This window comes from Enterobacter nematophilus (assembly GCF_026344075.1).
Lineage (GTDB): Bacteria > Pseudomonadota > Gammaproteobacteria > Enterobacterales > Enterobacteriaceae > Enterobacter > Enterobacter nematophilus.
Genome location: NZ_JAPKNE010000001.1, coordinates 1,307,550 through 1,331,969 on the forward strand (window position 1 = coordinate 1,307,550; position 24,420 = coordinate 1,331,969).

The 24,420-nt window shown below is 60.5% G+C and carries 25 protein-coding genes; 11 read left to right on the plus strand and 14 right to left on the minus strand.

Features of this window, described 5'->3' with window-relative positions; translation table 11 throughout:
- The first annotated feature begins 67 nt into the window (after window positions 1–67).
- Both OSH03_RS06230 and OSH03_RS06235 read left to right on the plus strand, forming a co-directional pair.
- Window positions 68–1,291: a phosphoadenosine phosphosulfate reductase gene (locus tag OSH03_RS06230; RefSeq protein ID WP_266178543.1), complete on the plus strand. Its 1,224-nt coding sequence runs from the start codon at window positions 68–70 to the stop codon at window positions 1,289–1,291.
- Window positions 1,276–1,902 carry an IbrB-like domain-containing protein gene (locus OSH03_RS06235; RefSeq protein ID WP_266178544.1) on the plus strand — a complete coding sequence of 209 codons (627 nt, stop codon included), beginning with the start codon at window positions 1,276–1,278 and terminating at the stop codon, window positions 1,900–1,902. Before OSH03_RS06230 ends, OSH03_RS06235 begins: the two co-directional genes overlap by 16 nt.
- On the opposite strand, the gene OSH03_RS06240 is transcribed toward OSH03_RS06235, so the two are convergent.
- Entirely contained in the window at window positions 1,903–3,063 is a 1,161-nt protein-coding gene (locus tag OSH03_RS06240) for a pyridoxal phosphate-dependent aminotransferase (protein ID WP_266178545.1), read from the minus strand.
- A gap of 122 nt (window positions 3,064–3,185) precedes the next feature.
- Between OSH03_RS06240 and OSH03_RS06245 the strand changes: the two genes are divergently transcribed.
- Genes OSH03_RS06245 through OSH03_RS06255 form a run of 3 tightly spaced genes read left to right on the plus strand, consistent with a single transcriptional unit; the run spans window position 3,186 to window position 5,025 of the window.
- Window positions 3,186–3,800 (plus strand): methylthioribulose 1-phosphate dehydratase, encoded by a 615-nt coding sequence (locus OSH03_RS06245; protein ID WP_266178546.1) that lies wholly within the window; start codon window positions 3,186–3,188, stop codon window positions 3,798–3,800.
- Entirely contained in the window at window positions 3,797–4,486 is a 690-nt protein-coding gene (gene mtnC / locus OSH03_RS06250; RefSeq protein ID WP_266178547.1) for an acireductone synthase, read from the plus strand. Before OSH03_RS06245 ends, mtnC begins: the two co-directional genes overlap by 4 nt.
- Window positions 4,483–5,025: a 1,2-dihydroxy-3-keto-5-methylthiopentene dioxygenase gene (locus OSH03_RS06255; RefSeq protein WP_266178548.1), complete on the plus strand. Its 543-nt coding sequence runs from the start codon at window positions 4,483–4,485 to the stop codon at window positions 5,023–5,025. Before mtnC ends, OSH03_RS06255 begins: the two co-directional genes overlap by 4 nt.
- Window positions 5,026–5,078: 53 nt before the next feature.
- Here OSH03_RS06255 and OSH03_RS06260 read toward each other — a convergent pair whose 3' ends face one another.
- Both OSH03_RS06260 and mtnA read right to left on the minus strand, forming a co-directional pair.
- On the minus strand, window positions 5,079–5,549 hold the full coding sequence (locus OSH03_RS06260; protein ID WP_023343575.1) for an SRPBCC family protein: 471 nt from the start codon (window positions 5,547–5,549) through the stop codon (window positions 5,079–5,081).
- A 42-nt stretch (window positions 5,550–5,591) separates the two neighbouring features.
- Window positions 5,592–6,608, minus strand: coding sequence for an S-methyl-5-thioribose-1-phosphate isomerase (mtnA, locus tag OSH03_RS06265; protein ID WP_266178549.1), 1,017 nt, complete (start codon window positions 6,606–6,608; stop codon window positions 5,592–5,594).
- A 105-nt stretch (window positions 6,609–6,713) separates the two neighbouring features.
- Here mtnA and mtnK point away from each other — a divergent pair, with 105 nt between their 5' ends.
- The gene (gene mtnK / locus OSH03_RS06270; RefSeq protein WP_266178550.1) at window positions 6,714–7,913 is read left to right on the plus strand and encodes an S-methyl-5-thioribose kinase; all 1,200 of its coding nucleotides are present in this window, start codon (window positions 6,714–6,716) and stop codon (window positions 7,911–7,913) included.
- A gap of 55 nt (window positions 7,914–7,968) precedes the next feature.
- Here mtnK and OSH03_RS06275 read toward each other — a convergent pair whose 3' ends face one another.
- Genes OSH03_RS06275 through OSH03_RS06290 form a run of 4 tightly spaced genes read right to left on the minus strand, consistent with a single transcriptional unit; the run spans window position 7,969 to window position 12,786 of the window.
- Window positions 7,969–9,210, minus strand: coding sequence for an LVIVD repeat-containing protein (locus tag OSH03_RS06275; protein ID WP_266178551.1), 1,242 nt, complete (start codon window positions 9,208–9,210; stop codon window positions 7,969–7,971).
- Window positions 9,207–10,271 (minus strand): sugar ABC transporter substrate-binding protein, encoded by a 1,065-nt coding sequence (locus OSH03_RS06280; RefSeq protein ID WP_266178552.1) that lies wholly within the window; start codon window positions 10,269–10,271, stop codon window positions 9,207–9,209. Before OSH03_RS06280 ends, OSH03_RS06275 begins: the two co-directional genes overlap by 4 nt.
- A 20-nt stretch (window positions 10,272–10,291) precedes the next feature.
- Window positions 10,292–11,287: an ABC transporter permease gene (locus OSH03_RS06285; protein ID WP_266178553.1), complete on the minus strand. Its 996-nt coding sequence runs from the start codon at window positions 11,285–11,287 to the stop codon at window positions 10,292–10,294.
- The gene (locus OSH03_RS06290) at window positions 11,284–12,786 is read right to left on the minus strand and encodes a sugar ABC transporter ATP-binding protein (RefSeq protein WP_266178554.1); all 1,503 of its coding nucleotides are present in this window, start codon (window positions 12,784–12,786) and stop codon (window positions 11,284–11,286) included. Before OSH03_RS06290 ends, OSH03_RS06285 begins: the two co-directional genes overlap by 4 nt.
- Before the next feature lie 159 nt (window positions 12,787–12,945).
- On the opposite strand from OSH03_RS06290, the gene OSH03_RS06295 reads away from it, so the two are divergent.
- The 4 genes from OSH03_RS06295 (at window position 12,946) to OSH03_RS06310 (ending at window position 15,700) form a co-directional block, all read left to right on the plus strand.
- The gene (locus OSH03_RS06295) at window positions 12,946–14,034 is read left to right on the plus strand and encodes an oxidoreductase (protein WP_266178555.1); all 1,089 of its coding nucleotides are present in this window, start codon (window positions 12,946–12,948) and stop codon (window positions 14,032–14,034) included.
- A gap of 57 nt (window positions 14,035–14,091) precedes the next feature.
- Window positions 14,092–14,835 (plus strand): SDR family NAD(P)-dependent oxidoreductase, encoded by a 744-nt coding sequence (locus OSH03_RS06300; RefSeq protein WP_266178556.1) that lies wholly within the window; start codon window positions 14,092–14,094, stop codon window positions 14,833–14,835.
- Window positions 14,836–15,018: 183 nt separating this feature from the next.
- The gene (locus OSH03_RS06305; protein WP_253541190.1) at window positions 15,019–15,324 is read left to right on the plus strand and encodes a type II toxin-antitoxin system RelE family toxin; all 306 of its coding nucleotides are present in this window, start codon (window positions 15,019–15,021) and stop codon (window positions 15,322–15,324) included.
- Window positions 15,296–15,700 (plus strand): helix-turn-helix domain-containing protein, encoded by a 405-nt coding sequence (locus OSH03_RS06310; RefSeq protein ID WP_032670385.1) that lies wholly within the window; start codon window positions 15,296–15,298, stop codon window positions 15,698–15,700. The genes OSH03_RS06305 and OSH03_RS06310 overlap by 29 nt, the downstream gene beginning before the upstream one ends.
- Here the strand turns inward: OSH03_RS06310 and OSH03_RS06315 are convergent.
- The 7 genes from OSH03_RS06315 to entC form a co-directional block, all read right to left on the minus strand.
- Window positions 15,697–15,894, minus strand: coding sequence for a YbdD/YjiX family protein (locus OSH03_RS06315; protein ID WP_006809671.1), 198 nt, complete (start codon window positions 15,892–15,894; stop codon window positions 15,697–15,699). The two genes, OSH03_RS06310 and OSH03_RS06315, sit on opposite strands and share 4 nt — an antisense overlap.
- 114 nt (window positions 15,895–16,008) lie before the next feature.
- Window positions 16,009–18,114, minus strand: coding sequence for a pyruvate/proton symporter CstA (gene cstA, locus OSH03_RS06320; RefSeq protein WP_266178557.1), 2,106 nt, complete (start codon window positions 18,112–18,114; stop codon window positions 16,009–16,011).
- A 149-nt stretch (window positions 18,115–18,263) separates the two neighbouring features.
- Window positions 18,264–18,677: a proofreading thioesterase EntH gene (gene entH / locus OSH03_RS06325; protein WP_116341260.1), complete on the minus strand. Its 414-nt coding sequence runs from the start codon at window positions 18,675–18,677 to the stop codon at window positions 18,264–18,266.
- Window positions 18,677–19,429 carry a 2,3-dihydro-2,3-dihydroxybenzoate dehydrogenase EntA gene (gene entA, locus OSH03_RS06330; RefSeq protein WP_277614559.1) on the minus strand — a complete coding sequence of 251 codons (753 nt, stop codon included), beginning with the start codon at window positions 19,427–19,429 and terminating at the stop codon, window positions 18,677–18,679. The genes entH and entA overlap by 1 nt, the downstream gene beginning before the upstream one ends.
- Complete coding sequence (locus OSH03_RS06335; RefSeq protein WP_266178559.1) at window positions 19,429–20,283, minus strand: isochorismatase; 855 nt, start codon at window positions 20,281–20,283, stop codon at window positions 19,429–19,431. Before OSH03_RS06335 ends, entA begins: the two co-directional genes overlap by 1 nt.
- A 10-nt stretch (window positions 20,284–20,293) precedes the next feature.
- On the minus strand, window positions 20,294–21,904 hold the full coding sequence (gene entE / locus OSH03_RS06340) for a (2,3-dihydroxybenzoyl)adenylate synthase EntE (protein ID WP_266178560.1): 1,611 nt from the start codon (window positions 21,902–21,904) through the stop codon (window positions 20,294–20,296).
- 9 nt (window positions 21,905–21,913) lie between these two features.
- Window positions 21,914–23,089 carry an isochorismate synthase EntC gene (gene entC / locus OSH03_RS06345; RefSeq protein WP_266178561.1) on the minus strand — a complete coding sequence of 392 codons (1,176 nt, stop codon included), beginning with the start codon at window positions 23,087–23,089 and terminating at the stop codon, window positions 21,914–21,916.
- A gap of 187 nt (window positions 23,090–23,276) precedes the next feature.
- On the opposite strand from entC, the gene fepB reads away from it, so the two are divergent.
- A complete protein-coding gene (gene fepB / locus OSH03_RS06350) occupies window positions 23,277–24,236 on the plus strand; it encodes a Fe2+-enterobactin ABC transporter substrate-binding protein (protein ID WP_061098918.1) in 960 nt (319 codons plus the stop codon).
- The last annotated feature ends 184 nt before the right edge of the window (window positions 24,237–24,420 follow it).

The following is a 24,420-nucleotide window of genomic DNA, read 5'->3' on the forward strand; positions in this document are numbered from 1 at the left end:
CTAATAGTATTCTCTTCTTACATATTTACTTAACGACCCAATTTGAGTACTCAGGAAGAGGATAACCATGTCTATTTATAAGCTTCCGCTGGATAAAAATGTCCTCTGTGCAGCCCAGGAACGCATCGCATGGACGCTCGAAAACCTATCCAGAGTGTGTGTCTCTTTTTCAGGGGGTAAAGACTCCACCGTCATGCTGCATCTGGTTGCCCTTCGGGCGAGACAGATGAAAACAAAAATAGATGTGCTGTTTATCGACTGGGAAGCGCAATTTTCTTATACCATCGCCCACGTTGAACATATGCGCGAATTATACAGCGACGTCATTGACCATTTCTGGTGGGTGGCCCTCCCCCTGACGACACAAAATTCTCTTTCGCAATTTCAGCCGGAATGGCAATGCTGGGAACCGGGCGCCCGGTGGGTTCGCCAACCTCCAGATGATGCAGTTACCGATCCCGCCTTTTTTCCTTTTTACCAGCCAGGCATGACGTTTGAAGTCTTCGTTCGCAGTTTCTCCGACTGGTATTCACGCAATCGCCCGGCGGCCGTGCTGATTGGTATTCGTGCCGATGAATCTTACAACCGCTTTCTGGCTATCGCTTCAGCGCGGAAGCAGCGTTTTGCCGACGACAAGCCCTGGACAACCGTCGCGCCGGGGGGACATGCCTGGTATATCTATCCTCTCTACGACTGGAAAACCGCCGATATCTGGACCTGGTTCGCCAAATCGGGGGGTTGCTATAACGCCCTGTATGACCTGATGTTTCAGGCAGGCGTGCCGCCCCGCTACATGCGCATCTGCGAGCCCTTTGGCCCGGAGCAGCGTCAGGGGTTGTGGCTTTACCACGTTGTGGAGCCTGAACGCTGGGCGAATATGTGTGAACGCGTAAGCGGCGTGCGCAGCGGGGGAATTTATGCTGGTCACGATAATCATTTCTATGGTCACAGGAAAATCCTGAAGCCCGAACACCTTTGCTGGCGTGAATACGCCATGCTGCTGCTCGACAGCATGCCGCAAAATACGGCCGAACATTACCGCAATAAAATCGCCGTTTATCTGCACTGGTATCAAAAGAGAGGCATGGAGGATATTCCCGATACCCAGGAAGGCGATATCGGTGCCAAAGACATTCCCTCATGGCGCCGTATTTGTAAGGTTTTACTGAATAACGACTACTGGTGCAGAGCACTGTCATTCAGCCCAAACAAACCCAAACATTATCAACGCTACAGCGACAGAGTGAAGGCTAAACGCAAGGAGTGGGGCATTTTATGCGACAAAGAATAATCAACAACATCGAAACATATCTTCAGTCTCTCCCCGAAGAGGACAGAATTAACGCCATTAATGCCTTTCGCCTGGCGCTGCACAAAAATAGCCCGTTTTACGATCAGCCCATCGACTGCGTACTGTGGATCAAACAGGACGCCATTACCGCCAACGATTACAATCCCAATAATGTAGCCCCACCGGAAAAACGGCTGCTCAGCAAGTCGCTGGAGCTTGATGGATTCACCCAGCCTATTGTTGTGACCGAAAGCGAACCGCAACATTACGAAATTGTGGATGGATTTCATCGTCATGAAATTGGCACAAGTCGGGCTGCGTTGAAGCGTAAGCTCAGAGGTTACCTGCCCGTCACCTGCCTGCGCCAGGACCGGCAGAATAAACATGACCGCATGGCCGCCACCATTCGGCACAACCGGGCGCGCGGGCGACACCAAATCAACGCCATGTCCGAAATCGTTCGGGAACTTGCACAGCTTGGCTGGAGCAATGAGAGAATTGGCGAAGAGCTCGGGATGGACAGCGATGAGGTGTTGCGTCTCAAACAAATCAACGGCCTGCTGGAGCTGTTTGCAGACCGCCGTTACTCTGAAGCCTGGACGGTAAAATAATCAGAGCGTGTTCAGACGCTCCGCCGCGGCCAGCAGCGTCGATTCCTGCTTCGCAAAGCAGAGGCGGATCAGCTTATGCGGGAAGGGATCGGCGCAGAATACCGACAGCGGAATGGCGGCCACGCCGACCTCTTTCGTCAGCCACTGGCAGAAACTGACATCATCCAGATCGGAAATGGCGCTGTAATCCGCCAGCAGGAAGTAGGTTCCTTCAGACGGCAAAATTTCCAGGCGACTTTGGCCCAGCGCCGTCACGAACAGATCCCGTCGAGCACGGTAAAAATCCGGCAGGTCGCGATAGTGCTCGGGTTCAGCGCGCAGCATATCCGCCAGCGCCAGCTGAGCAGGGGTATTCACGGCAAACGTCAGGTACTGGTGCACCTTACGCAGCTCGGCGCTGATGGCGGCGGGGGCCACGCAGTACCCCACCTTCCAGCCGGTCATATGGTAGGTTTTACCGAATGACGACACGGCAATAGCCCGCTCGCGCAGCTGCGGATGGGCCAGCACGCTGGCGTGTCCTTCTTTCGCGAAGCAGATGTGCTCATACACCTCGTCGCTCAGGACATAAATTTCACGCTCCGCAATCGCCTGCCACAGCGCGGCAAAATCGGCCTTTTGCCAGACCGTCGCCGACGGGTTGTGCGGCGTATTGAGAATAACCAGACGGGTTTTGTCACTCAGCAGCGCCGCGAACGCCTGCCAGTCAGGGCGGAAATGCGGCGGCTGAAGCGCCACGCGTTTCACCACGCCGCCGGAGAGCTCAACCGCTGGCGCGTAGCTGTCGTAGCTCGGTTCAAAGCAGATCACCTCATCGCCCGCACGCACCAGCGCGGTAATGGCCGCATACAGCGCTTCGGTCGCCCCTGCCGTCACCGTAATGTCGCTGTTCGCATCGGGCCTATAGCCGTACAGCTCCGCCGTTTTATCCGCAATGGCCTCCCGCAGCGCCTGCACGCCGGTCATCGGCGCATACTGGTTCGCCCCCTGCGCAACGTGGTACGCCAGGCGCTCCTGCAAATAGCCAGGCCCGTCAAAATCCGGGAACCCTTGCGAGAGGTTAATGGCGTTGTGCTGCTGCGCCAGGGCGCTCATCTGCGTAAAGATGGTGGTACCGAGACCGGGAAGTTTACTCTGCGGGATCAATGCGTTATTGCTCATTTTGTTGTGCCTGCTTGTAATACTTATGTTGCTGCCACTATAACACGATGTTAGTCTTTGGCAATCAAGACGCTTAGACGTCTATATGCTATAAATATTCCTGGCCGAGAGGGTAAAAGGAAATGACAGACAACCTGCAACTCACGCAACTGGTCGACGCCTGCCGCTGGATCGGCGCCAAAGGCTGGGCACCCGCCACCGGCGGCAACATGTCGGTGCGTCAGGACGAACATCTGTGCTGGCTTAGCGAATCCGGCAAAGACAAAGGCAGCCTGACGACGGAAGATTTTCTGCAGGTTGAGATTACCACCAGCCGCGCGCCGTCCGGTCGTAAACCGTCGGCGGAGACCGGGCTGCACACCCTTATCTATCGCCTGTTCCCGGAAGCCAACGCCGTCCTGCACGTTCATACCGTTAACGCCACGGTGCTGTCGCGTCTGGTCAAAGAAGCCGAGCTGAATATCAGCGGTTTCGAGATGCAAAAATCGCTTGCCGGGCAGACTACTCATCTGGATACGGTCGCCATCCCGGTCTTTGATAACGACCAGGACATCGACGCCCTCGCCTCACGAATCGCCCATTACGCCCGGGAACGCCCGCTTAATTATGGTTTTCTTCTGCGCGGCCATGGCTTAACCTGCTGGGGACGCGACGTGGCCGAAGCCCGCCGTCATCTGGAAGGATTAGAGTTCTTATTTGAATGCGAAATGCGTTTACGACAACTGGAGAGAGTATGATTCGCGCGATTGTGACGGATATTGAAGGGACCACCAGCGATATTCGTTTTGTCCATGATGTTTTGTTCCCCTACGCGCGTGAGCGGCTGGCGGCCTTCGTGAGCGCCCAGCAGTACGCCGAGCCGGTGAAATCCATTCTGGACAATCTGCGCGAGGAAATCGGTAGCCCGCAGGCCAGCGTCAGCGAGCTTATCGACACCCTGTTTGCCTTTATGGATGAAGACCGCAAATCCACCGCGCTGAAAGCACTGCAGGGGATCGTCTGGCAAGACGGCTACGTGAACGGCGACTTTACCGGCCACCTCTACCCGGACGTGCTGCCTGCGCTGGAAAAGTGGAAAGCGCAGGGGATTGATCTCTATGTATATTCCTCTGGCTCCGTCGCCGCGCAGAAACTGTTATTTGGCTACAGCGACGAAGGTGATATTACTCATCTGTTCAGCGGCTATTTTGATACCCGCATCGGCGCCAAGCGCGAGGTGCAGTCTTATCAGAACATTGCGGCGCAAACGGGCATCGCCCCGTCGCAGATCCTGTTCCTGTCCGATATTCATCAGGAGCTGGACGCGGCTGAACGGGCAGGCTTTCGCACCCTGCAGCTGATTCGCGGTGATGATGACGGCGCAAGCCATCACCATCAGGTCCACCAGTTTGACGAGATTAATCCGGAGCAGATCCCTTCATGAGCGCATTAACCATTTATTCCGATAAAGACGCCAGCCAGCACCGGTGGCACAGCACCGACGCCGCCGAGATTGCCCAACAGCTGAACGCTAAAGGGGTACGTTTTGAACGCTGGGACGCGGACCGAGATTTGGGGCAGGATCCCGCGCCCGAAGCCGTGATCGAAGCGTATCAGCATGCGATCGACAAGCTGGTCGCAGAGAAGGGTTACCAGAGCTGGGACGTCATCAGCCTGCGCGCCGACAACCCGCAAAAAGAAGCGCTGCGCGCGAAGTTCCTGAACGAACACACCCATGGCGAAGACGAAGTGCGCTTCTTCGTGGAGGGCGCGGGGCTTTTCTGCCTTCACATTGGCAATGAAGTCTATCAGGTGCTGTGCGAGAAAAACGACCTGATCTCCGTGCCCGCAGGCACGCCGCACTGGTTTGATATGGGCTCAGAGCCTAACTTTACGGCGATTCGTATTTTCGACAATCCGGAAGGCTGGGTTGCTCAGTTTACGGGCGATGCGATCGCGGATGCCTATCCGCGCCTCGCATAATCTTTTCTCCCTCTCCCTGTGGGAGAGGGCTGGGGTGAGGGCACCAGCGCGCGCTACGCGTTAAGCCCCTTCACATACCCCACCAGCTGATCCAGCACAATCCCCCACCCTTCGTGGAAGCCCATCTGCTCGTGCTGCTCGCGAATTTCCTTCGTCGGGTGGCGCGCAATCGCCGTGTAGCGGGTTTTGCCCTCGCCCACATCCTCCAGCAGCAGGATCGCCGTCATAAACGGCTTTTCAGCCGGCTTCCAGCCCTCGGTATAACCGTCGGTAAAGACCAGCTTTTTACCGGGATCGATTTCAAGAAACACGCCGCGGTTATCCATTCGCTGCCCGTCCACCTCAAACACGGTGTTGAACCGCCCGCCCACGCGCAGGTCAAGGTCGCATTCGGTCACCTTATGGGGAGCAGGAATGAAGAAGTTTTTGATGTGCTCGGGCGTGGTCCAGCAGAGCCACAGCAGGTCGCGCGGTGCATCCACCACGCGCTCCAGTTTTAAGTCTGTTTCAGGATCGAGCGTCACGATGTTGTCCTCTTAAGGGAACCCCTTAAAGGATAGCCGGACTCAGGCAAATTTCCCTTCTGCAACCTCCTGGGGCGTGACCACGCCCGTATCCAGCACCCAGCCGCTAATCAGCGAGGCAGGCGTGACGTCAAACGCCGGGTTATAGACCTGCGCATCTTCCGGCGCCCACTGCACCGCGCCAAAGCTTCCGGCAACGCCCGTCACCTCGCTGGCGGCGCGCTGCTCAATGGGGATCGCGTCTCCGTTCGGGCAGTCCGGATCGAGTGTCGTTTGCGGAGCTGCCACGTAGAACGGAATGCCGTGGAACTTCGCCAGCACCGCCAGAGAATAGGTGCCAATCTTGTTCGCCACGTCGCCGTTGGCGGCGATACGGTCTGCCCCCACCCACACGGCGTCCACCTGCCCTTTCGCCATCAGGCTGGCGGCCATGGAGTCGGTAATCAGCTGATACGGCACGCCCAGCTCGCCGAGTTCCCACGCGGTCAGCCTGCCGCCCTGTAAGAGCGGACGGGTTTCATCCACCCAGACGCTGCTGACGTTACCCTCCTGATGCGCGCGGGCAATTACGCCCAGCGCCGTACCGACGCCCGCCGTTGCCAGCCCGCCGGTGTTGCAGTGGGTCAGCAGACAGCTGCCGGGCTTCACCAGCGCGCTGCCCGCTTTTGCAATCGCCTCGCAAAGCCGTTTGTCTTCGTCAATCAGGCGCAGCGCTTCCGCGACCAGCGCCGGAACAAACTCTTCCTGCCACAGCGCCCGCTTCATGCGGTCGAGGTTGTTCATCAGGTTCACCGCCGTCGGGCGGGATGCGCGAAGCGTGTCCAGCGCCGCCGCAAGCTCGTCGCGGCTTTTGCCGTTTTCCGCCAGCAGCGCCAGCAGCAGGCTTGCAGAGAGACCAATCAGCGGCGCGCCGCGCACGCGCAGAGCGTGAATATGCCCAACCAGCGCCTCAACCGTCGAGGCATCCAGCCAGCGTTTCTCCTGCGGAAGCGCCTGCTGGTCGAGAATAAAGAGCTGATTATCCGCCACCCGCAGGCTGGTCGTCTGTAATGTCTGCATGTCGTTAATTCCCTGTTGCGTTGTTGTAGCACATTGTGTCAGGATGAAATCCAGATGTATAGACGTCTACATGTCTTAATAAGTAAAACTTGTGAGGAGCAGGCCATGTCGCAATACCGTACCTTTACCGCTCAGGACGCCGTGGAGTATGCCAGGCAGTTTGGCGGACTTGACGATCCTTCATCGCTGGTAGAGGCGCAGGAGGTAGGCGACGGCAACCTCAATCTGGTCTTTAAAATTTTTGACGGCGCGGGCGTGAGCCGCATCATCGTTAAGCAGGCGCTGCCCTACGTGCGCTGCGTCGGCGAGTCCTGGCCGCTGACGCTGGATCGCGCTCGCCTTGAAGCGCAAACCCTGGTTGAGCACTACCAGCACAGCCCGCAGCACACCGTGAAAATCCACCACTTTGACCCGGAACTGGCGGTGATGGTAATGGAAGATCTCTCCAGCCATCGCATCTGGCGCGGCGAGTTAATCAACAACATCTACTACCCGCAGGCGGCGCGCCAGCTGGGGGAATACCTCGCGCATGCGCTGTTCCACACCAGCGACTTCTACCTGCATCCGCACGAGAAAAAAGCGCAGGTGGCGAAGTTCATCAACCCGGAGATGTGCGAGATCACCGAAGATCTGTTCTTCAACGATCCGTACCAGGTCCACGAGCGCAACAGCTATCCGGCCGAGCTGGAAAATGACGTAGCGGCCCTGCGCGACGACGCCCAGCTAAAAATTGCCGTGGCCTCCCTGAAGCACCGCTTCTTCTCGCACGCCGAAGCCCTGCTGCACGGGGACATCCACAGCGGGTCGATTTTTGTGGCCGACGGCAGCCTGAAGGCCATCGACGCAGAGTTCGGCTACTTTGGGCCGATTGGCTTTGACGTCGGCACCGCCATCGGCAACCTGCTGCTGAACTTCTGCGGCCTGCCGGGGCATCTTGGCATTCGCGATGCCGCCGCCGCGCGCGAGCAGCGCCTGACCGATATTCAGGAGCTGTGGAACACCTTCGCGGAACGTTTCCAGGCGCTGGCAAACGAGAAAGCCCGCGACGCCGCGCTCAGCGCACCGGGCTATGCCTCCGCATTCCTGAAAAAGGTCTGGCACGACGCCATTGGGTTCTGCGGCACCGAGCTCATTCGCCGCAGCGTCGGGCTTTCCCACGTCGCGGATATCGACAGCATCCAGGACGAGGCCATGCGCCACGAATGCCTGCGCCACGCGATAACGCTCGGGAAAGCGCTGATTGTGATTGCTGACCGCATCGACAGCGCGGAAGAGCTGGTGGCCAGGGTGCGGCAGTACAGCTGATTTTTCCCCTCTCCCCTTTGGGGAGAGGGTTAGGGTGAGGGGCATCAAACCGCACTCACCCCAAATACTCAATCACCGACAGCCCGCCGTTATAGTCCGTGCTGTAAATAATCCCCTGCGCATCCACAAACACGTCGCACGACTGGATCACCTGCGGGCGATTCGGCCTCGTGTCCATCATCCTCTCCGGTGCCGCGGGCACCAGCGCCCCCGTTTCCACCGGGCGATACGGATTAGAAATGTCATACGCGCGCACGCCCGCGTTCTGATACGTCGCAAAAATCAGCGTCGAGCTGACGAAGCTCCCCGGCCGATTCTCGTGCAGGTTGTGCGGGCCAAAGTGCGCCCCTTTTGCCACGTAGTCGGTTTCATTCGGCTGCGGGAAGGTCGAAATGCTCACCGGGTTCGACGGCTCGCGGATGTCAAACAGCCAGATCAGCTTCTCGCCGTCCTGCTGGTTATCCAGCACCGCTTCGTCCAGCACCACCAGCAAATCGCGGTCCGGTAAGGGCAGCGCGGTGTGCGTCCCGCCGCCAAACGGCGGGCTCCAGTTGCGGTGGCTAATCAGCTTCGGCTGACTGCGGTCCTTCACGTCCAGCAGCGTCAGGCCGCCGTCGCGCCAGCTGCCGTAGGCGGTATCGCCCGCGATAATCGCGTGGTGCAGCGCATAGCGTTTGCCTTCCGGCCAGTTGGGCTGTTCGCCTGCGGCCTGGTTCATCCCCGGCAGCCACCAGCGCCCCGCCACCTCGGGCTTACGCGGGTCCGCCAGGTCGATGGTCAGGAAAATGTAGTCGGTAAAGCCGTCGATCAGCGCCGACACGTACGCCCAGCGCCCGCCAACGTACCAGATGCGGTGAATGCCGATGCCGCTCAGCGACAGAAAGCCGATTTCGCGCGGCGCGTCCGGCGTGGAGATATCAAAGACGCGCAGCCCGGCGCTCCAGCCCCTGTCCTGCACGTCGCTGACGGTCTCCCCCACCTGGCGGGTGTAATAGACCTTCTCGTCGGCAAAGCGCGCATCGGCAAACAGATCCCGGGCGTTAATCACCAGCAGCAGATCGTCATGCGCCTGTAAATGGACGTTCCAGGTGCCCGGCGGCGCGGGCACGTAGCCCGCGGCTTTCGGGTTTTTCGGGTCGCGCACGTCAACAATCGAAAAGCCCTGCGACACCATATGGCCGATATAGGCGAAGCCGCGATGCACCATCAGCTGCACGCCGTCCGGGCGGCCGCCCTGGTCGCTATAGCCAATCAGCCGCATATTGCGGCTGTATTCTGGCGTGGGAAGGAGGCTCATTTATTTTTTGCTTCCAGCGTCGCAAACCACGGCGCGATAAAATCTTCCGTCTGGCCCCAGCCAGGAATGATTTTCCCCAGAGACGCCACGTTCACCGCGCCCGGCTGGGCGGTCAGCAGCGCCTGCGGAATGGCTGCCGCTTTGAAATCGTAGGTCGCAGGCGTCGCTTCCCCGGCAATCTTGTTGGCTACCAGGCGCACGTTGGTCGCGCCAATCAGCTTCGGATCCACCGCCACGCTCACTGCCCACGGGCTACCCGGCTCGCGCATCAGCTGTAAGTCCTGGTTGGAGATGTCGATGCTGTAGAGCTTGATCTCGGTGCGTCCGTTCTCTTTCAGCGCCTTATACGCGCCCTGGCTGAAGGCGTCCCAGGTGCCCCAGATGGCGTCGATTTTGCCTTTCGGGTATTTCGCCAGGATCGCGCCCACCTTGTTGGCGGTGTCGCCCTGCACGTCAGAGGAGACCGCGCCGATGGACTCCAGCTCTTTAATCTCCGGGTACTGCTTTTGCAATTCTTTATAGGCAGCCTGACGGCGCTCCATCGGCGGGAAGCCCGCCACCCACAGCTTGACGATATTCGCCTTGCCGTTGAAATCTTTTGCCAGCTGGCCGAAGGAGAGGTTCGTCAGGGAGGCATCGTCCTGCTGCGTCACGGTCACGCCCGGGATATCCCCATTAACGGCGGTATCAAACACGGCGACTTTAATCCCGGCATCCACCGCCTTCTTCACCAGCGCGGTGGAGTACGGATCGCGGCCCTGAGAGAGAATGATCCCGTCATACTTCTGGCTGATGGCCTGGTTAACGAAGTCCTGGAATTTAGCGTCGTCCCCGTTGCTCAAAAAGGTGCTGACCTTAAAGCCAAGCTTTTTCCCTTCCTGAATCGCCCCGGCAACAAACTGCGTGGTGTTGTCGTCCGAGCCGAGGTTACGGATCACCGCAATGCGGATCGGGCCGTCGTGGTTCGCAATGGCAGCCGGAACCGGCGCGGGCGTGGCCGCGAAGCCCGGCAGTGCCGTGAGTAACCCCAGTGCCACCAAAGAGAGCGCAATCTTTTTCATTTTTTTATCCCGTTGTGTTGTCAGCGTTTTTGTATGTAGGTGATCGCCAGTGCCACCGCGAGCACCAGCCCTTTTATAATGTCCATGGCGTAATACGGCACGGAGAGCATCACCAGCCCGTTCGACAGCACGCCGAGAATGACCGCTCCCACCAGGGTCCCCAGCGCGTTCGGCTTGCCGGACCCGGCCAGCGAGAAGCCAATCCACGCCGCCGCCACCGCGTCCATCAGATACCCGCCGCCCGCGTTCACCTGCGACGACCCGATGCGCGAGGCCAGCAAAATCCCGCCCAGCCCCGCCAGCAGCGAGGCGATGACGTAGGCCGCCACCTTGTAGCGCGTGGTGCGAATGCCCGAGAGGCGCGCCGCTTCCGGGTTGCCGCCAATGGCGTACATCCGGCGTCCATGAGTGGTCAGCGACAGCCCAAGCTGCGCCAGAAGGGTCACTGTCAGCATGATGATGACGATGGTCGGCACCTGCCCCAGCAGGCTGAACGCCGCCGGAATGGTGCCTTCCGCCATGTCGCCGCTCGGCAGCACCATGTTCTCGGTAATCGACCCGCCGTAGCTGTAGGTCATCGCCACGCCCTGGATCACAAACAGGCTGGCGAGCGTCGCGAGCATGTCCGGGATGCGCAGGATGACGATCAGAATGGCGTTAAACAGGCCAACCAGCGTGCAGAGCGCGAGGGTGATCAGAATCGACTCGGTGGTACCGAAGCCGTGCCAGACGAAAAGCGAAATCACCAGAGCGTTCGCCAGCGAGGCGGTCGATCCCACGGAGAGATCGAACCCGCCAACGGTCAGCGAAATCGACACGCCGACGGCAATCACCGTCACGATGGCGATCGCGCGCAGAATGTTGATGATGTTGTTCGGGTCGAGGAAGCTGTCCGACGCCAGGCCAAAGATAGCCACCAGCGCGACGACGGTCAGCAGCATGCCCCATTTATAGAGAAAATCAAAAAGTTGCTGACGGCCAGACGCCGCCGCCGTTACTGAAAGGGCCTTGCTCACGACGCCGTTCCTCCGGTTGAATAATAAAGTAGTGTCTCTTCGCGGGCCTCGGCCCCGGCGATTTCCGCCACGATGCGCCCGTCCCACAGGACGCAGATGCGGTCGCACAGTCCCACCAGCTCGGCGAACTCGCCGGAGGCGTAAATCACCCCTTTGCCCTCGCGCGCCAGGCCGTCAATCAGCTGGAACAGGTCGGTTTTGGCCTTTACGTCCACGCCTTTGGTCGGCTCGTCAAATATCAGCACGCTGGCGTCGTTGCGCAGCCATTTGCCGATGGCGACCTTCTGCTGGTTGCCGCCGGATAAGCGGCGCAGCACCTGCCCCGGCCCGCGCGTTCGCACGCCGACCCGGGCAATCACCTCTTCCGCCCAGCGCCACGCCTGACGATGGCCGAACAGGCTCCAGCGCGAAAAGCTGTTATCGGCGCTCACGGCAAGGTTCATGCTCACCGGCTCGTCGATAAAAATCCCCTCCTTGCGCCGCTCCTCCGGCACCAGCGCCAGCCCGCGCTGCACGGAGTCTGCCGGGTCACGCGGGGTCCAGGCCTGATGATTCAGCTCACCGCGCGCCGCGCGGCTTTTGGTGGCGCCAAACAGCGCCTTGCAGAGTTCGGTTTTCCCCGCCCCCGCCAGCCCGGCAATCCCGAGAATTTCGCCTTTGCGCAGGTGCAGGGAGATATCCTTCAGCAGCGCGTCGTCGTGCAGCCCTTCCACCCGCAGCAGCGTTTCGTCGCCGTGCGGCGGCCGCGCGGGCGGGTAGATATCGCTCAGCACGTGGCCGAGCATCTTTTCGACGATCTCCTCTCCGCTCAGATCCGCCATCGGGCCGGACTCGACCAGCCTGCCGTCGCGCAGCACCGTTAAGGTGTCGCAGATGGCCTTCAGCTCGTGAATGCGGTGGGAGATAAACACCACGCCGATTCCCTGCTCTTTTAAACGCCTTACCACCGTAAACAGGCGCTCGCTCTCGTGCGCGTCCAGCGGCGCGGTGGGCTCATCAAGAATCAAAAAACGGCAGTGTTGGGACAAGGCGCGTGCCAGCAAAATCTGCTGCTTTTCGGCCAGCGAACAGCCGTCGATGGAGCGGCGAACGTCCAGCGTAACGTCGAGCTGCGCCAGCGCCTGCCCCGCCTGCTGGCGGATGTCGCGCCAGCGGTAGCGGTGCCCCGGCTGCGCCAGCTGGTCGAGCATGATGTTTTCGGCAATGCTCAACCCCGGGATCAGCGCCACGTCCACCTCCTGCTGCACGAGGTGGATGCCCAGCCGTTTGGCGTCCAGCGGCTCGCGAATGCTTACCGGCTGGTTGTTGATGCAGATTTCGCCTTCATAGTGGTCGTGCGTCCCGCACAGCACCGCCATCAGCGTTGATTTCCCCGCGCCGTTGGCGCCGGTCAGCGCGTGCACCGACCCGCCGTTCAGCGTGAAGTCCACGCGCGACAGCGCCTGAAAGCCGGAAAAGGCCAGGCTGATACCGCGCATTTCAAGGCGACTGGAAACCATCCGCGTAAATCCTTCATAACTCTTCTGATTTATCGAATTTTTCACAGCTCCGGTTGACTGACAACGACGGAAAAGGCATAAGATAAAGCGAAATATTATTAGCCATCCGGATGTCCAGACATAACATCGGGTTAGCGCTTGCGAAAAAAGGACAACACCATGAGCAACACCGACATCCGCGTCGTGCCCGGCCCGGCGAACTACTTCTCTCATTCCGGAAGCCTTGCGCATCTGAATGACTTCTTTACCCCGGAACAGCTTTCCCGTGCGGTATGGATTTACGGCGAGCGCGCAATAGAGGGCGCGCGCCCGTTCCTGCCGGAGAGCTTTAACGCGCCGGGGGCGAAGCACCTGCTGTTTAAAGGCCACTGCAGCGAGCGCGACGTCACCCATCTGGTGAACGAGTCCGGCAGCGATGCCAGCGTGGTGATTGGCGTGGGCGGCGGCGCGGTGATGGACACCGTCAAGGCCGTGGCGCGCCGCTTAGGGGTGCCGTTCGTGGGCATCCCCACCATTGCCGCCACCTGCGCCGCGTGGACCCCGCTCTCCGTCTGGTACAACGATGCCGGGCAGGCGCTGCAGTTTGAGATCTTCGACGACGCCAACTTCCTGGTGCTGGTGGAGCCGCAGATCGTCCTCAACGCCCCGGCGGAATACCTGCTGGCGGGGATCGGCGATACGCTGGCGAAGTGGTACGAGGCGGTGGTGCTTGCCCCGCAGCCGGAAAACCTGCCGCTGACCGTGCGTCTTGGCCTTAACGGCGCGCTGGCGATCCGCGACGTGCTGCTGGAACACAGCGAGCAAGCGCTGGCCGACCAGCAGCGCGGCGAGCAAACGCAGGCGTTCCGGGACGTGGTGGACGCGATTATCGCCGGCGGCGGGATGGTCGGCGGCCTGGGCGAACGCTACACCCGCGTGGCGGCGGCGCATGCGGTGCACAACGGCTTAACCGTGCTGCCGCAGACGGAAAAATTCCTCCACGGCACCAAGGTGGCCTACGGCATTCTGGTGCAGAGCGCCCTGCTCGGCCAGGACGACGTGCTGGCACAGCTGGTGGCGGCATACCGGCGCTTTAACCTGCCGACCACGCTTCGCGAGCTGGACGTCGACATCAATAACCGCGACGAGCTGGACAGGGTCATTGCCCACACCCTGCGCCCGGTGGAGTCGATTCACTATTTACCCGTTACGCTAACGCCTGAGGTTCTGCGCGCCGCGTTTGAGAAAGTGGAATCCTTCCGCCGTTAATCGCGCCGACGGGCTATACCTAATGATGGTTCTCACCACTCTCGTAACGAGGTCATCATGCAGATCGATTTAACAGGTAAAAAGGCGCTGGTTACCGGCGCCAGCCGCGGGCTGGGTCGTGCGATTGCCCTGTCGCTGGCGCGCGCCGGTGCCGATGTGGTCATCACCTATGAAAAATCCGCCGATAAAGCCCAGGCGGTCGCCGATGAGATTAAGGCGCTGGGGCGGCACGGCGAGGCCATCCAGGCGGACAGCGCCAGCGCGCAGGCGATTCAGGATGCCGTCACCCATGCGGCGCGATCCCTCGGCGGGCTGGACATTCTGGTCAACAACGCCGGGATCGCGCGCGGCGGCCCGCTGGAGTCCATGACCCTGGCGGACATCGACGCCCTTATCAACGTCAACATCCGAGGCGTGGTCATCGCCATTCAGGAAGCGCTGGTGCACATGTCTGACGGCGGGCGCATCATCAACATCGGCAGCTGTCTGGCGAACCGCGTGGCGCAGCCGGGCATTGCCGTTTACTCGATGACCAAATCTGCACTGAACTCCCTTACCCGCGGACTCGCCCGTGATTTAGGGCCGCGCGGCATTACCGTTAACCTGGTTCACCCCGGCCCCACCAACAGCGATATGAACCCGGAAGACGGGGAACAGGCTGACGCTCAGCGTCAGCTTATTGCGTTGGGTCATTACGGTCAGCCGGAAGACATCGCGGCGGCGGTCACCTTCCTCGCCAGCCCGGCTGCCGGTCAGATCTCCGGTACCGGTCTGGACGTGGACGGCGGTTTGAACGCCTGATCGCAAATTTTCTGCAAGCCTCTGTCGCCCGGCAGAGGCCTTTTCGAGCCGCCTCGACGGTTTGCGTTTTGCTTCTTACCTGCGTTTTTTCTCTGCTCTACAGTACCCCATAAGAAATTCGGAATTTATCTAATAGTCTTATTATTTCCTTATATTTTGTGTGGGCGTACAGTGGAGGTACGGATGAAGATTGTCTGGTCCAATGGTGCAAAAAAGGCGTTTTCAAAGATTGACGAGCGGTATCAGCGACGCATTGAGGTAAAGCTTACTGAGCTGGATGACCGCTCGGCTCCCCGGCCCGATATCAAAAAAATATCGGCGACCGAAGATCGTTACCGGTTACGCGTAGGCGATTACCGCATCATCTATACGCTTCGGGACGATCCCGATAACCATTGTTATGTTTTGGCCGTCAAGCGCAGAACTTCAACGACTTACCTGCATGAGGAGAGTGCCACCTATGGCTGTACAGCTAATCAAGGACGATAACGGGAAAACGCAGTACGCCGTTATTCCCTATCACGAATATTTTCGTATGCTCTTACAGATGTCGGAAATCGACGACGAAACCGATGACGACCTGGAGGATATTGAAGTCGAACACGATAGCCTGGATGACGTGGAATTGCCCGGAGAAGTGTGCAGCATCATGACCTGGCAGAACGTCAGCCTGCAGGCCGCGTGGCGTATCCTGCGCGGCATGTCGCAGCAGGAGGTGGCGGAGAAACTCGGCATCAGCCAGTCCGCCGTGTCACAGCTGGAAGCGCTGGACTCCCGTCCGCAAAAGCGCACCCGCGAAAAGCTGGCGGCCATTTACGGCTGTAAACAGGAGCAAATCAGCCTCTATTTACCAAAAGAGGGTTAACAGCACTTTGCCCCGCCCTTGCCGCCGTAGCGGGCGTCCTGGCGGTCGCGGAAAAATTCTTCGTAGGTCATGGGCGTCTGGTCCGGATGGTTGACGCGCATATGCTCGACGTAGTTGTCGTAATCCGGCACGCCAATCATCATTTTGGCGGCCTGGCCCAGGTACTTACCTGCTTTGGATAGGGTGTCGAACATAGGTGGTTTCTCGCTATTTCCCCTCACCCCGACCCTCTCCCCAAAGGGGAGAGGGTGTTAAAAGTCCCCTCTCCCCTTTGGGGAGAGGGTTAGGGTGAGGGGCGATTGTTTAAATTAATGCGCCCCTTTCGCCTGGGTCACAATCTCTTCCAGGTTTTCAGGCATCGGCTCATACGGTGTCTCTTTCGCCGTTGGCTTGTCGACCTTCAGCGCAGCCAGCGCGGTTTTGAGAGAATACAACGCCAGCACTACAACCACCACCATAAAGAAGATGGTCAGCCCGGCATCCAGACGGTTGTTAAACACCAGCTGCGACAGCTGCGACTCGGTGTACTGGGCCGGGATCTTGCCGCTGTCGATCATCGACTGGAACTTGTTGGCGATCGCCAGGAAGCCCACTTTGTTGTCCGGGCTGAAGGCTTTCTGCCAGCCCGCCGTCAGGGTACAGATCAGCAGCCAGGCGGTTGGCACCAGCGCCACCCACGCGTAACGCTGGCGCTTCATCTTGAACAGCACCACCGCGCAGAGCATCAGCGCCATGCCCGCCAGCATCTGGTTGGCGATACCGAACAGCGGCCACAGGGTGTTAATCCCGCCCAGCGGATCCACCACGCCCTGGTGCAGGAAGTAGCCCCACGCCAGCACGCACAGCGCCGTCGCCAGCAGGTTAGCCGGGAGCGAGTCGGTACGCTTCAGGTTCGGGGAGATTACCCCCAGCAGATCCTGCAGCATAAAGCGCGCCGCACGGGTTCCCGCATCCACCGCCGTCAGGATAAACAGCGCTTCGAACAGGATGGCGAAGTGATACCAGAACGACACGTCCATCAGCCCGCCCAGCGCGCCGTGAAGGATGTAGGCCATGCCCACCGCAAGCGTAGGCGCCCCACCCGCGCGGGAGATGATCGACTGCTCGCCCACCTCATTAGCGATATGCGTCAGCGTTTCCGGGGTAATGGAAAAGCCCCAGCCGCTCACCACCTGCGCGGCGGATGCCACCACGTCAGCGGTGCCCGCCGGGGCCAGTACCGCCATCGGGCTGTTCATCGCGAAGTAAACGCCCGGGTCGATAATGCAGGCCGAGACCAGCGCCATAATCGCGACGAAGGACTCCATCAGCATGCCGCCGTAGCCGATCAGGCAGGCCTGATTTTCATTCGCCAGCATCTTCGGCGTGGTGCCGGAGGCAATCAGCGCGTGGAAGCCGGACACCGCGCCGCAGGCGATGGTGATAAACAGGAACGGGAACAGGTTGCCGGTCCAGACCGGGCCGGTACCGTCGATGAACTTGGTCAGCGCAGGCATGGTCAGGGTCGGACGCATAATCAGAATGCCGATCGCCAGCCCGACGATGGTGCCGATTTTCAGGAAGGTAGAGAGGTAGTCGCGCGGGGCCAGCAGCAGCCACACCGGCAGCACCGCCGCCACGAAGCCGTAGCCCACCAGCATCCAGGTCAGCTGTACGCCGGTAAAGTCGAAGAACGGTGCCCAGGTCGGGCTTTCCGCCACCCAGCCGCCGGAGATAATCGCGAACACCAGGAATACCAGGCCAATCACCGATACTTCACCAATGCGGCCCGGGCGCAGGTAGCGAATGTAAATCCCCATAAACAGCGCCAGCGGAATGGTAAAGGCAACGGTATACGTTCCCCACGGGCTGTGGGTCAGCGCTTTCACCACGATCATCGCCAGCACCGCGAGGATGATCACCATGATCATAAAGGTCGCCACCAGAGCGATCACCCCGGCGGTTGCCCCCATCTCCTCCTTCACCAGCTCGCCCAGAGAACGGCCGTCGCGGCGGGTGGAGACGAACAGCACCATAAAGTCCTGCACCGCGCCCGCCAGCACCACGCCCGCGAGGATCCAAATCATCCCCGGCAGGTAGCCCATCTGCGCCGCCAGCACCGGCCCCACCAGCGGGCCCGCTCCGGCAATCGCCGCAAAATGGTGACCGAACAGCACTTTTTTGTCGGTCGGCACGTAGTCCAGTCCGTCATTGTGACGCACGGCAGGCGTCATGCGCGTGCCGTCAACCGCCAGCACGGTATTCGCGATATAGCGGCCATAAAAACGGTACGCGATCAGATAAATGCAGACGGAGGCGACGACGATCCAGAGCGCATTGATCTGTTCCCCCCGGTTGAGGGCGATATAGCCCAGGGCAAAGGCTCCCACAACGGAGAGCACCGCCCACGTAAGGTATTTCCCTGAGTTGTTCATAGTTGTTTTCCGTTGTTGTGAAACAGTGAGATGTTACATTTTGTTTCTAGAACAACGGATAAAATTTAACAACTTTGAAACGCAATAATGCGTGGTCAAACCAGAGATTTACACCACAGTGTTAAGCCGATCACTTTCAGCTGAATGACCTACCCCAGCACCATCGTACTCAACCGACAGGTGCAGCATCGCCGCCCCTGCTCGTCGAATACCACGATCTCCCAGCTCTGGCTCGAACGCCCCAGATGCAGCGGCTGACATACGCCGCGCACCTTACCGTGAGAGACCGCGCGATGGTGCGTGGCGTTCAGCTCCGTGCCCACCACGCTCTGCCCGTCGCGGGTCATCAGAAAACCGGCCATTGAGCCCAGCGTTTCCGCCAGCGCCGCCGACGCCCCGCCGTGCAGCAGGCCAAACGGCTGATGGGTGCGCGCATCCACCGGCATCTCCGCTTCCAGCGTGTCGTCCCCAAGGCGGGTATAGACAATGCCCAGGTGCGCTACCAGGGTGTTCACGCTGGTGGCGTTCAGTTCTTCAGGCGATAAATGACGTTTCCAGATCATCACGCCCCCAGCGTGGAGCCGCCGTCCACCACGATATCCTGCAGGGTGATATGGCTGGCGGCATCGGATGCAAGGAACAGCACCGTGTCGGCAATCTCCCGCGGACGGGCGATTTTGCCGAGCGGAATGCCGAGCTTAAACTGCTCGCCAAAGCCGCGAATGCGCTGCTGTTCTGCGTCGTCGCTGGTCCACAGGGTGCGCTGCATGTCGGTGTCCGTTGAGCCGGGCGACACCAGGTTACAGCGCACGCCGCTGCCCGCCAGCTCCAGCCCGACGGTCAGAGCCAGGCTTTTCAGCGCCGCCTTCGACGCGCCGTAGGCGCTCATGCCGATGCGCGGGGTATGTGCCGCGTCGGAGGCCACGGTGACAATCGCCCCGCCCTGCTGACGGCGGAACTGGCCCATCGTCTGCTGGAACAGGTTAAACGCGCCGCCGACGTTGACCGCGAAGGTCTGCTGCCAGTCCTCCAGCGAGAGCTCGTCCGTCGCCCCCATGCGCAGAATGCCCGCCGCGTTAACCAGCACGTCAAGGCGTTCAAGCGACGCCAGCGCGCGACCGCAGATCTCGCCCACCTGCGCGGCGTTCGCCACGTCCAGCGTCTCGGTGGTAAAAGGATAATCGTCCTGCGGAAAGGCCAGATCGAACCCGGTCACCCGCGCGCCCGCGTCCACAAACGCCAGCGCCGTCGCATAGCCAATCCCCTTCCCCGCGCCCGTTACCCAGACGGTTTTACCTGTGAAATCAAAACCCATCACTTCACCTCGCGGGAGAGCAGCGCCCACCAGGCGTCGAGGGTAGGATTTTTTGCCAGCATCACGAAATCAATGTCGCCGTGCACTTTGCGCCAGCGGGCGGCCAGCGCCATCATGCGCACCGAGTCCAGACCGTAGTCGATCAGGTTTTCGTCATCCATCGGCTCGTCGGATTCGTCCAGCAAAGGCAGGATCAGCTCGCGCAGCGCGTCTTTTGAAGCCGGAACGGACGGAAGCAGTTCGTCGGTCATCACCACGCGGCCCGAGCGTCCGGCCACGTAGTTGAGCGACATCAGGTGTTCGTCGCGGGTAAAATCCGCCAGCGCGTCGGCAATAAAGAACGGCTTGATGTCGCGCATAAAGGCATCGGTGGCGGTGGTCATGCAGCCGATGTGCGCATAAACGCCGGTAATCAGCAGCTGGTTGCGGCCGGTCTCTTTCAGCATCTGCTCCAGCGGCGAGCGGTGGAACGCGCTGTAGCGCCACTTCACCAGCACCGTGTCCGCTTCGTCCGGGGTCAGCTCAGCAACGATGCGCTGCTGCTCCGGCGAGCGGGTCAGCCCCGGTCCCCACATGTCGTTCAGCAGGGCGCGGTCTTCGTCGCTCTGCTCTTTCGGCTGGGCGGTGTAGTACACGGGGATATTGTGCGCTTTGCAGTAATCACGCAGTCTGGCGATGTTCGCCACCACCTGCTGCATCATCGCGCTGTTTTCGCCCCAGAAGTTCAGGAAATACTCCTGCATATCGTGGATCAACAGCGCGGCGCGCTCCGGCTCAAAGGCCCAGTTCACCTTGTTGGTCGGCAGCTCTGCGGCGGTTGGCAGCGCGTAAGCGGTTAATTTTGGAATGGCCATATTCTGTTCCTCAGCCCCGGGCGCGTTCAGCAAGCCACAGGCGCAGCTGTTTCTTATCGACTTTGCCGACCGGCGTTAGCGGGAGCGCGTCAACGCTCTCCACGCGGTCCGGCAGCTTGAATTCGGCAACGCCCTGCTCGCGCAGGAAGCGGCGCACCTCGACCGCGCGCAGGGGCTGTTTCACCACCAGATACGCGCAGCTTTTCTCGCCCAGCAGGCTGTCCTCCATGCTTACCAGCGCGGCGTGGATTACCGCCTCGTGGCGCAGCAGCAGGTTTTCGATCTCTTCGGCGGCGATTTTCTCCCCGCCGCGGTTGATCTGATCCTTCTCGCGCCCCTGCACGGTGATGTAGCCCTGCTCGTCGATGGCGATCAGATCGCCGGAGCAGTAGAAGCCGTCGGCGTCAAAGGCGCTGGCGTTGTGTTCCGGGCTGTTGAAATAGCCGCGGAAGGTATACGGACCGCGCGTCATCAGACGCCCAACCTCCCCGCGCGGCAGCGGGTTGCCGTGCTCGTCCGCGACCCACACCTCGTCATCAGGGCACATCGGACGGCCCTGAGTGTTGATGATGCGCTCCGGCGCGTCGTCGAGCGCGGTGTAGTTCACCAGCCCTTCCGCCATGCCGAACACCTGCTGAAGCTGGCAGCCGATTTCCGCCGGAATGCGCGCCGCGAGCGTGGCGGAGAGGCGCGCTCCGCCCACCTGGAGCAGCCTGAGGGATTTAAGCTGCGCGTTGCCCGCGCCGTCGGCAATCGCCTGCAGCCAAAGGCTCACCGCCGGAGGGACCAGCGACGTCACGTTGATCTGATGCTGCTCAATCAGCGGGAAGCAGAGCGTGGCGCTCGGATCGTTCGCCAGCACCACGCAGCCGCCCGCCGTGAAAACGCCTAACGACCCCGGCGAGCTCATGGCGTAGTTATGCGCCGCGGGGAGCGCGTTCAGATAACGCGTTTCGGCGGTAATGCCGCAAATCTCGTTGCTGCGGCGGATGCTGTAGTCGTAGTCGTTGTGCGTACGCGGGATCAGCTTCGGCGTGCCGGTGCTGCCGCCGGAGAGCTGGAAGAAGGCCACCTCGTCGGCGGGCGTCGGGTTCGGGATAAAGTTGTCCGCCGGGCGGGCAATCGCCGCTTCCAGCGCATGTTCGCCCTTATCGCCGCGCAGCAGCACGGCGCGAACCGAGCGATGTTCATCCACGAAGGTGTTAAGAAAATCATCGCCCGCGAACAGGGCATGGTCGCGCTCGGCGATCAGCACGGCGGGTTTGATCTGGGCGGCGTAGGCATTTAGCTCGCTGCGCTGATGGCTAAAAAGCGCGTTAACCGGCGCGACGCCGATCTGCAGCAGCGCGAAAAAGGTGATGTAGAACTCGGCCACGTTGCCGAGCTGCACCAGCGCGGTCTCGCCGCGGTGCAGTCCCTGCGCCTGAAGGGCGGACGCGAGGTTATTCACCGCCTGATGAAAAGCGCGGTAGGTGATGTTCCGCTCGCCGTCGATAATCGCCACCGTATCGCTGTCCGCACGATCCGTCAGGATGTGGGTCAGGGGCCGATCCTGCCAGTAGCCTTTCTCACGGTAGCGGCGGGCAAATTCCTCGGGCCAGCGGGTAAAGGGAATAGTCATGAGCGTTCCTTAGTGCAGGCCAAACACGTTGAGCATGGTGGAGAGCTTCACGCCCGTCTCGCGCCACTCGCCCACCGGCGAGGAGGCCGGCACAATGCCCGCGCCGGCAAACAGGCGAACGGTATTTTCGCGAAGACGCGCGCAGCGGATGGTCACCACCCACTCGCCGTTGCCTTCGCTGTCGCACCAGCCGACGATGCCGCCGAACAGCTCGCGGTCGAACGGCTCCAGCTCGGCAATCAGTTCTTTTGCCGCCTGATGCGGGAAGCCGCTCAGGGCCGGGGTCGGGTGCAGCAGGCAGGCCAGCGTCAGGGCGTTTTCGTTCTCGCGCGCGTCACCTTCTACCGGCGTCGCCAGATGCCACAGCGTCGGCGTGGTGATGAGCTGCGGGGAAGACGGCATGCTCAGGTGATGGCTGCGCGGCGCCAGAACGGCCTTCATCGCCTGGGTCACCAGGTCGTGTTCGTGGCGGTCCTTTTCGGAGGCCAGCAGCTTATTGCCCGCTTCGCGATCCAGCACGTCGTCCGGCTGACGGCGCGCGGAGCCTGCCAGCGGCAGCGAGCTAAAGTGCCTGCCCTCTTTGCGCAGCAGCAGTTCCGGGCTGGCGCCGAGCAGCACGCCGCCGTCCTCCAGCGGCACGTGGAAGTTAAAGCTCGCCGGGTTCTGGGCGATCAGGCGCTCCATCAGCGCGCCGCTGTCCATTTTTTTGTCGGTGGCGATATCAATCAGGCGCGACAGCACCACCTTGTTCACCTGCGGCGTGGCGGTCAGCGACGCGGCGCGAGCGACCATCTCTTCAAAAACGGGCTGAGCGGGGATCTCGATGCGCTGTTCCACCTTCAGCGCCTGCGCGCCGGAGAAATAGCGCGCGGACTGCTGACGCGCGGGACGGGAAAACGTCTCCCAGCGTTGCGGAATAAACAGCGAAGACGGCTTGCGGGTATCGAACGGGATGGCCCCTACCATGACCGGATGGGCGATGCCGCTGGCTTTCGCATCCCGAAAAGCACGGGCTAATTTCTGCTGGAACTGCCCCGCCGGATCGTCGCCGCCGACGGCAGGTTCAGAGAAGCGGGCAAAACAGCCTGAGGTGGTAAAACTGCGGTAAGGCGACATAAAGAAAAAGCTGTCTGATTGCAGCGCGGTCGCGGTGTACTGAACTTCCTCAGCCAGGGACGTGTCCATATCATCCTCCTCAAAATGATAAAAGAAGCAATAATGATTATCATTTATATTTTCGTCGGCTAACCTAATCCCACAGCGCCCCGCTGTCAACCGTCGGGTAAAGACTTGTGCGACAAACCCTTGCATCCGTTCTCCACAACCATGAAAATGAGAAGCATTATCTTCAACAAAAACAGGATGCCGCTCAGTGAAATTCCCTGCCGTTTGCCGCAATGCCCTTTTTTTGACAGGACTTTTTGTTTTAGGACTAACCTCAGCCACCGCCGCAGACTGGCCGCGCCAGGTCACCGACAGCCGCGGCGTGCATACGCTTGAGCGCAAACCGACGCGCATTGTCTCCACCAGCGTGACCTTAACCGGCTCCCTGCTGGCGATTGACGCGCCGGTCATTGCCAGCGGCGCAACCACGCCGAACAACCGCGTGGCGGACGCGCAGGGTTTCCTGCGCCAGTGGGGGGATATTGCAAAACAGCGTAAGGTGGCGCGGCTGTACATCGGTGAGCCGAGCGCCGAAGCGGTCGCCGCACAAATGCCGGACCTGATTTTGATCGGCGCCACCGGCGGGGATTCCGCGCTGGCGCTGTACGATCAGCTCTCCGCCATCGCCCCGACGCTGATCATTAACTACGACGACAAAAGCTGGCAGGCGCTGCTGACGCAGCTGGGCACCCTCACCGGACAGGAAAAACAGGCCGCGGATCGTATTGCCGCGTTTGATAAACAGCTCGCGCAGGTGAAACAGCAGATGAAGCTGCCGCCGCAGCCGGTCAACGCCATCGTCTACACCGCCGCCGCGCACTCGGCCAACCTGTGGACCGCGGAATCCGCGCAGGGCAAGCTGCTGCACCAGCTGGGCTTTACGCTGGCGGACCTGCCCGCCGGGCTGCACACCTCCCAAAGCCAGGGCAAACGCCACGACATTATTCAGTTGGGCGGGGAAAACCTGGCGACGGGGCTGAACGGCGAAGGGTTGTTTGTCTTTGCCGGCGACCAGAAAGACGTGGAGGCGATTTATGCCAACCCGCTGCTGGCGCATCTGCCGTCGGTGAAGAACAAACGCGTCTGGGCGCTGGGAACGGAGACGTTCCGCCTGGATTATTACAGCGCGATGTTGGTGTTAGACAGATTGAATGCGTTGTTTAAGTAGGCATTTTCCCTCCCTCTCCCCGTGGGCTGAGGAATCCCCACAAAATAATGCGAGCACTGAACAATCCCCTCGCCCCTTTGGGGAGAGGGTTAGGGTGAGGGAAACATACGGCAGTGGTGGTCATTCCGTTCACTTTATGTTCCTTGCTACTCTGTAAATCCTGTTTCGGTGAACGTGCCTGGGC

Coding starts and splice junctions, on each gene's coding strand:
- OSH03_RS06245 (WP_266178546.1), top strand. CDS start 3,186: ATGACAGACAACCTGCAACTCACGCAACTGGTCGACGCCTGCCGCTGG.
- OSH03_RS06230 (WP_266178543.1), top strand. CDS start 68: ATGTCTATTTATAAGCTTCCGCTGGATAAAAATGTCCTCTGTGCAGCC.
- OSH03_RS06255 (WP_266178548.1), top strand. CDS start 4,483: ATGAGCGCATTAACCATTTATTCCGATAAAGACGCCAGCCAGCACCGG.
- OSH03_RS06290 (WP_266178554.1), bottom strand. CDS start 12,786: ATGGTTTCCAGTCGCCTTGAAATGCGCGGTATCAGCCTGGCCTTTTCC.
- cstA (WP_266178557.1), bottom strand. CDS start 18,114: ATGAACAACTCAGGGAAATACCTTACGTGGGCGGTGCTCTCCGTTGTG.
- mtnC (WP_266178547.1), top strand. CDS start 3,797: ATGATTCGCGCGATTGTGACGGATATTGAAGGGACCACCAGCGATATT.
- entC (WP_266178561.1), bottom strand. CDS start 23,089: ATGGACACGTCCCTGGCTGAGGAAGTTCAGTACACCGCGACCGCGCTG.
- mtnK (WP_266178550.1), top strand. CDS start 6,714: ATGTCGCAATACCGTACCTTTACCGCTCAGGACGCCGTGGAGTATGCC.
- OSH03_RS06240 (WP_266178545.1), bottom strand. CDS start 3,063: ATGAGCAATAACGCATTGATCCCGCAGAGTAAACTTCCCGGTCTCGGT.
- entA (WP_277614559.1), bottom strand. CDS start 19,429: ATGGGTTTTGATTTCACAGGTAAAACCGTCTGGGTAACGGGCGCGGGG.
- entE (WP_266178560.1), bottom strand. CDS start 21,904: ATGACTATTCCCTTTACCCGCTGGCCCGAGGAATTTGCCCGCCGCTAC.
- OSH03_RS06295 (WP_266178555.1), top strand. CDS start 12,946: ATGAGCAACACCGACATCCGCGTCGTGCCCGGCCCGGCGAACTACTTC.
- mtnA (WP_266178549.1), bottom strand. CDS start 6,608: ATGCAGACATTACAGACGACCAGCCTGCGGGTGGCGGATAATCAGCTC.
- OSH03_RS06315 (WP_006809671.1), bottom strand. CDS start 15,894: ATGTTCGACACCCTATCCAAAGCAGGTAAGTACCTGGGCCAGGCCGCC.
- OSH03_RS06305 (WP_253541190.1), top strand. CDS start 15,019: ATGAAGATTGTCTGGTCCAATGGTGCAAAAAAGGCGTTTTCAAAGATT.
- OSH03_RS06235 (WP_266178544.1), top strand. CDS start 1,276: ATGCGACAAAGAATAATCAACAACATCGAAACATATCTTCAGTCTCTC.
- OSH03_RS06300 (WP_266178556.1), top strand. CDS start 14,092: ATGCAGATCGATTTAACAGGTAAAAAGGCGCTGGTTACCGGCGCCAGC.
- OSH03_RS06275 (WP_266178551.1), bottom strand. CDS start 9,210: ATGAGCCTCCTTCCCACGCCAGAATACAGCCGCAATATGCGGCTGATT.
- OSH03_RS06280 (WP_266178552.1), bottom strand. CDS start 10,271: ATGAAAAAGATTGCGCTCTCTTTGGTGGCACTGGGGTTACTCACGGCA.
- OSH03_RS06310 (WP_032670385.1), top strand. CDS start 15,296: ATGGCTGTACAGCTAATCAAGGACGATAACGGGAAAACGCAGTACGCC.
- OSH03_RS06335 (WP_266178559.1), bottom strand. CDS start 20,283: ATGGCCATTCCAAAATTAACCGCTTACGCGCTGCCAACCGCCGCAGAG.
- entH (WP_116341260.1), bottom strand. CDS start 18,677: ATGATCTGGAAACGTCATTTATCGCCTGAAGAACTGAACGCCACCAGC.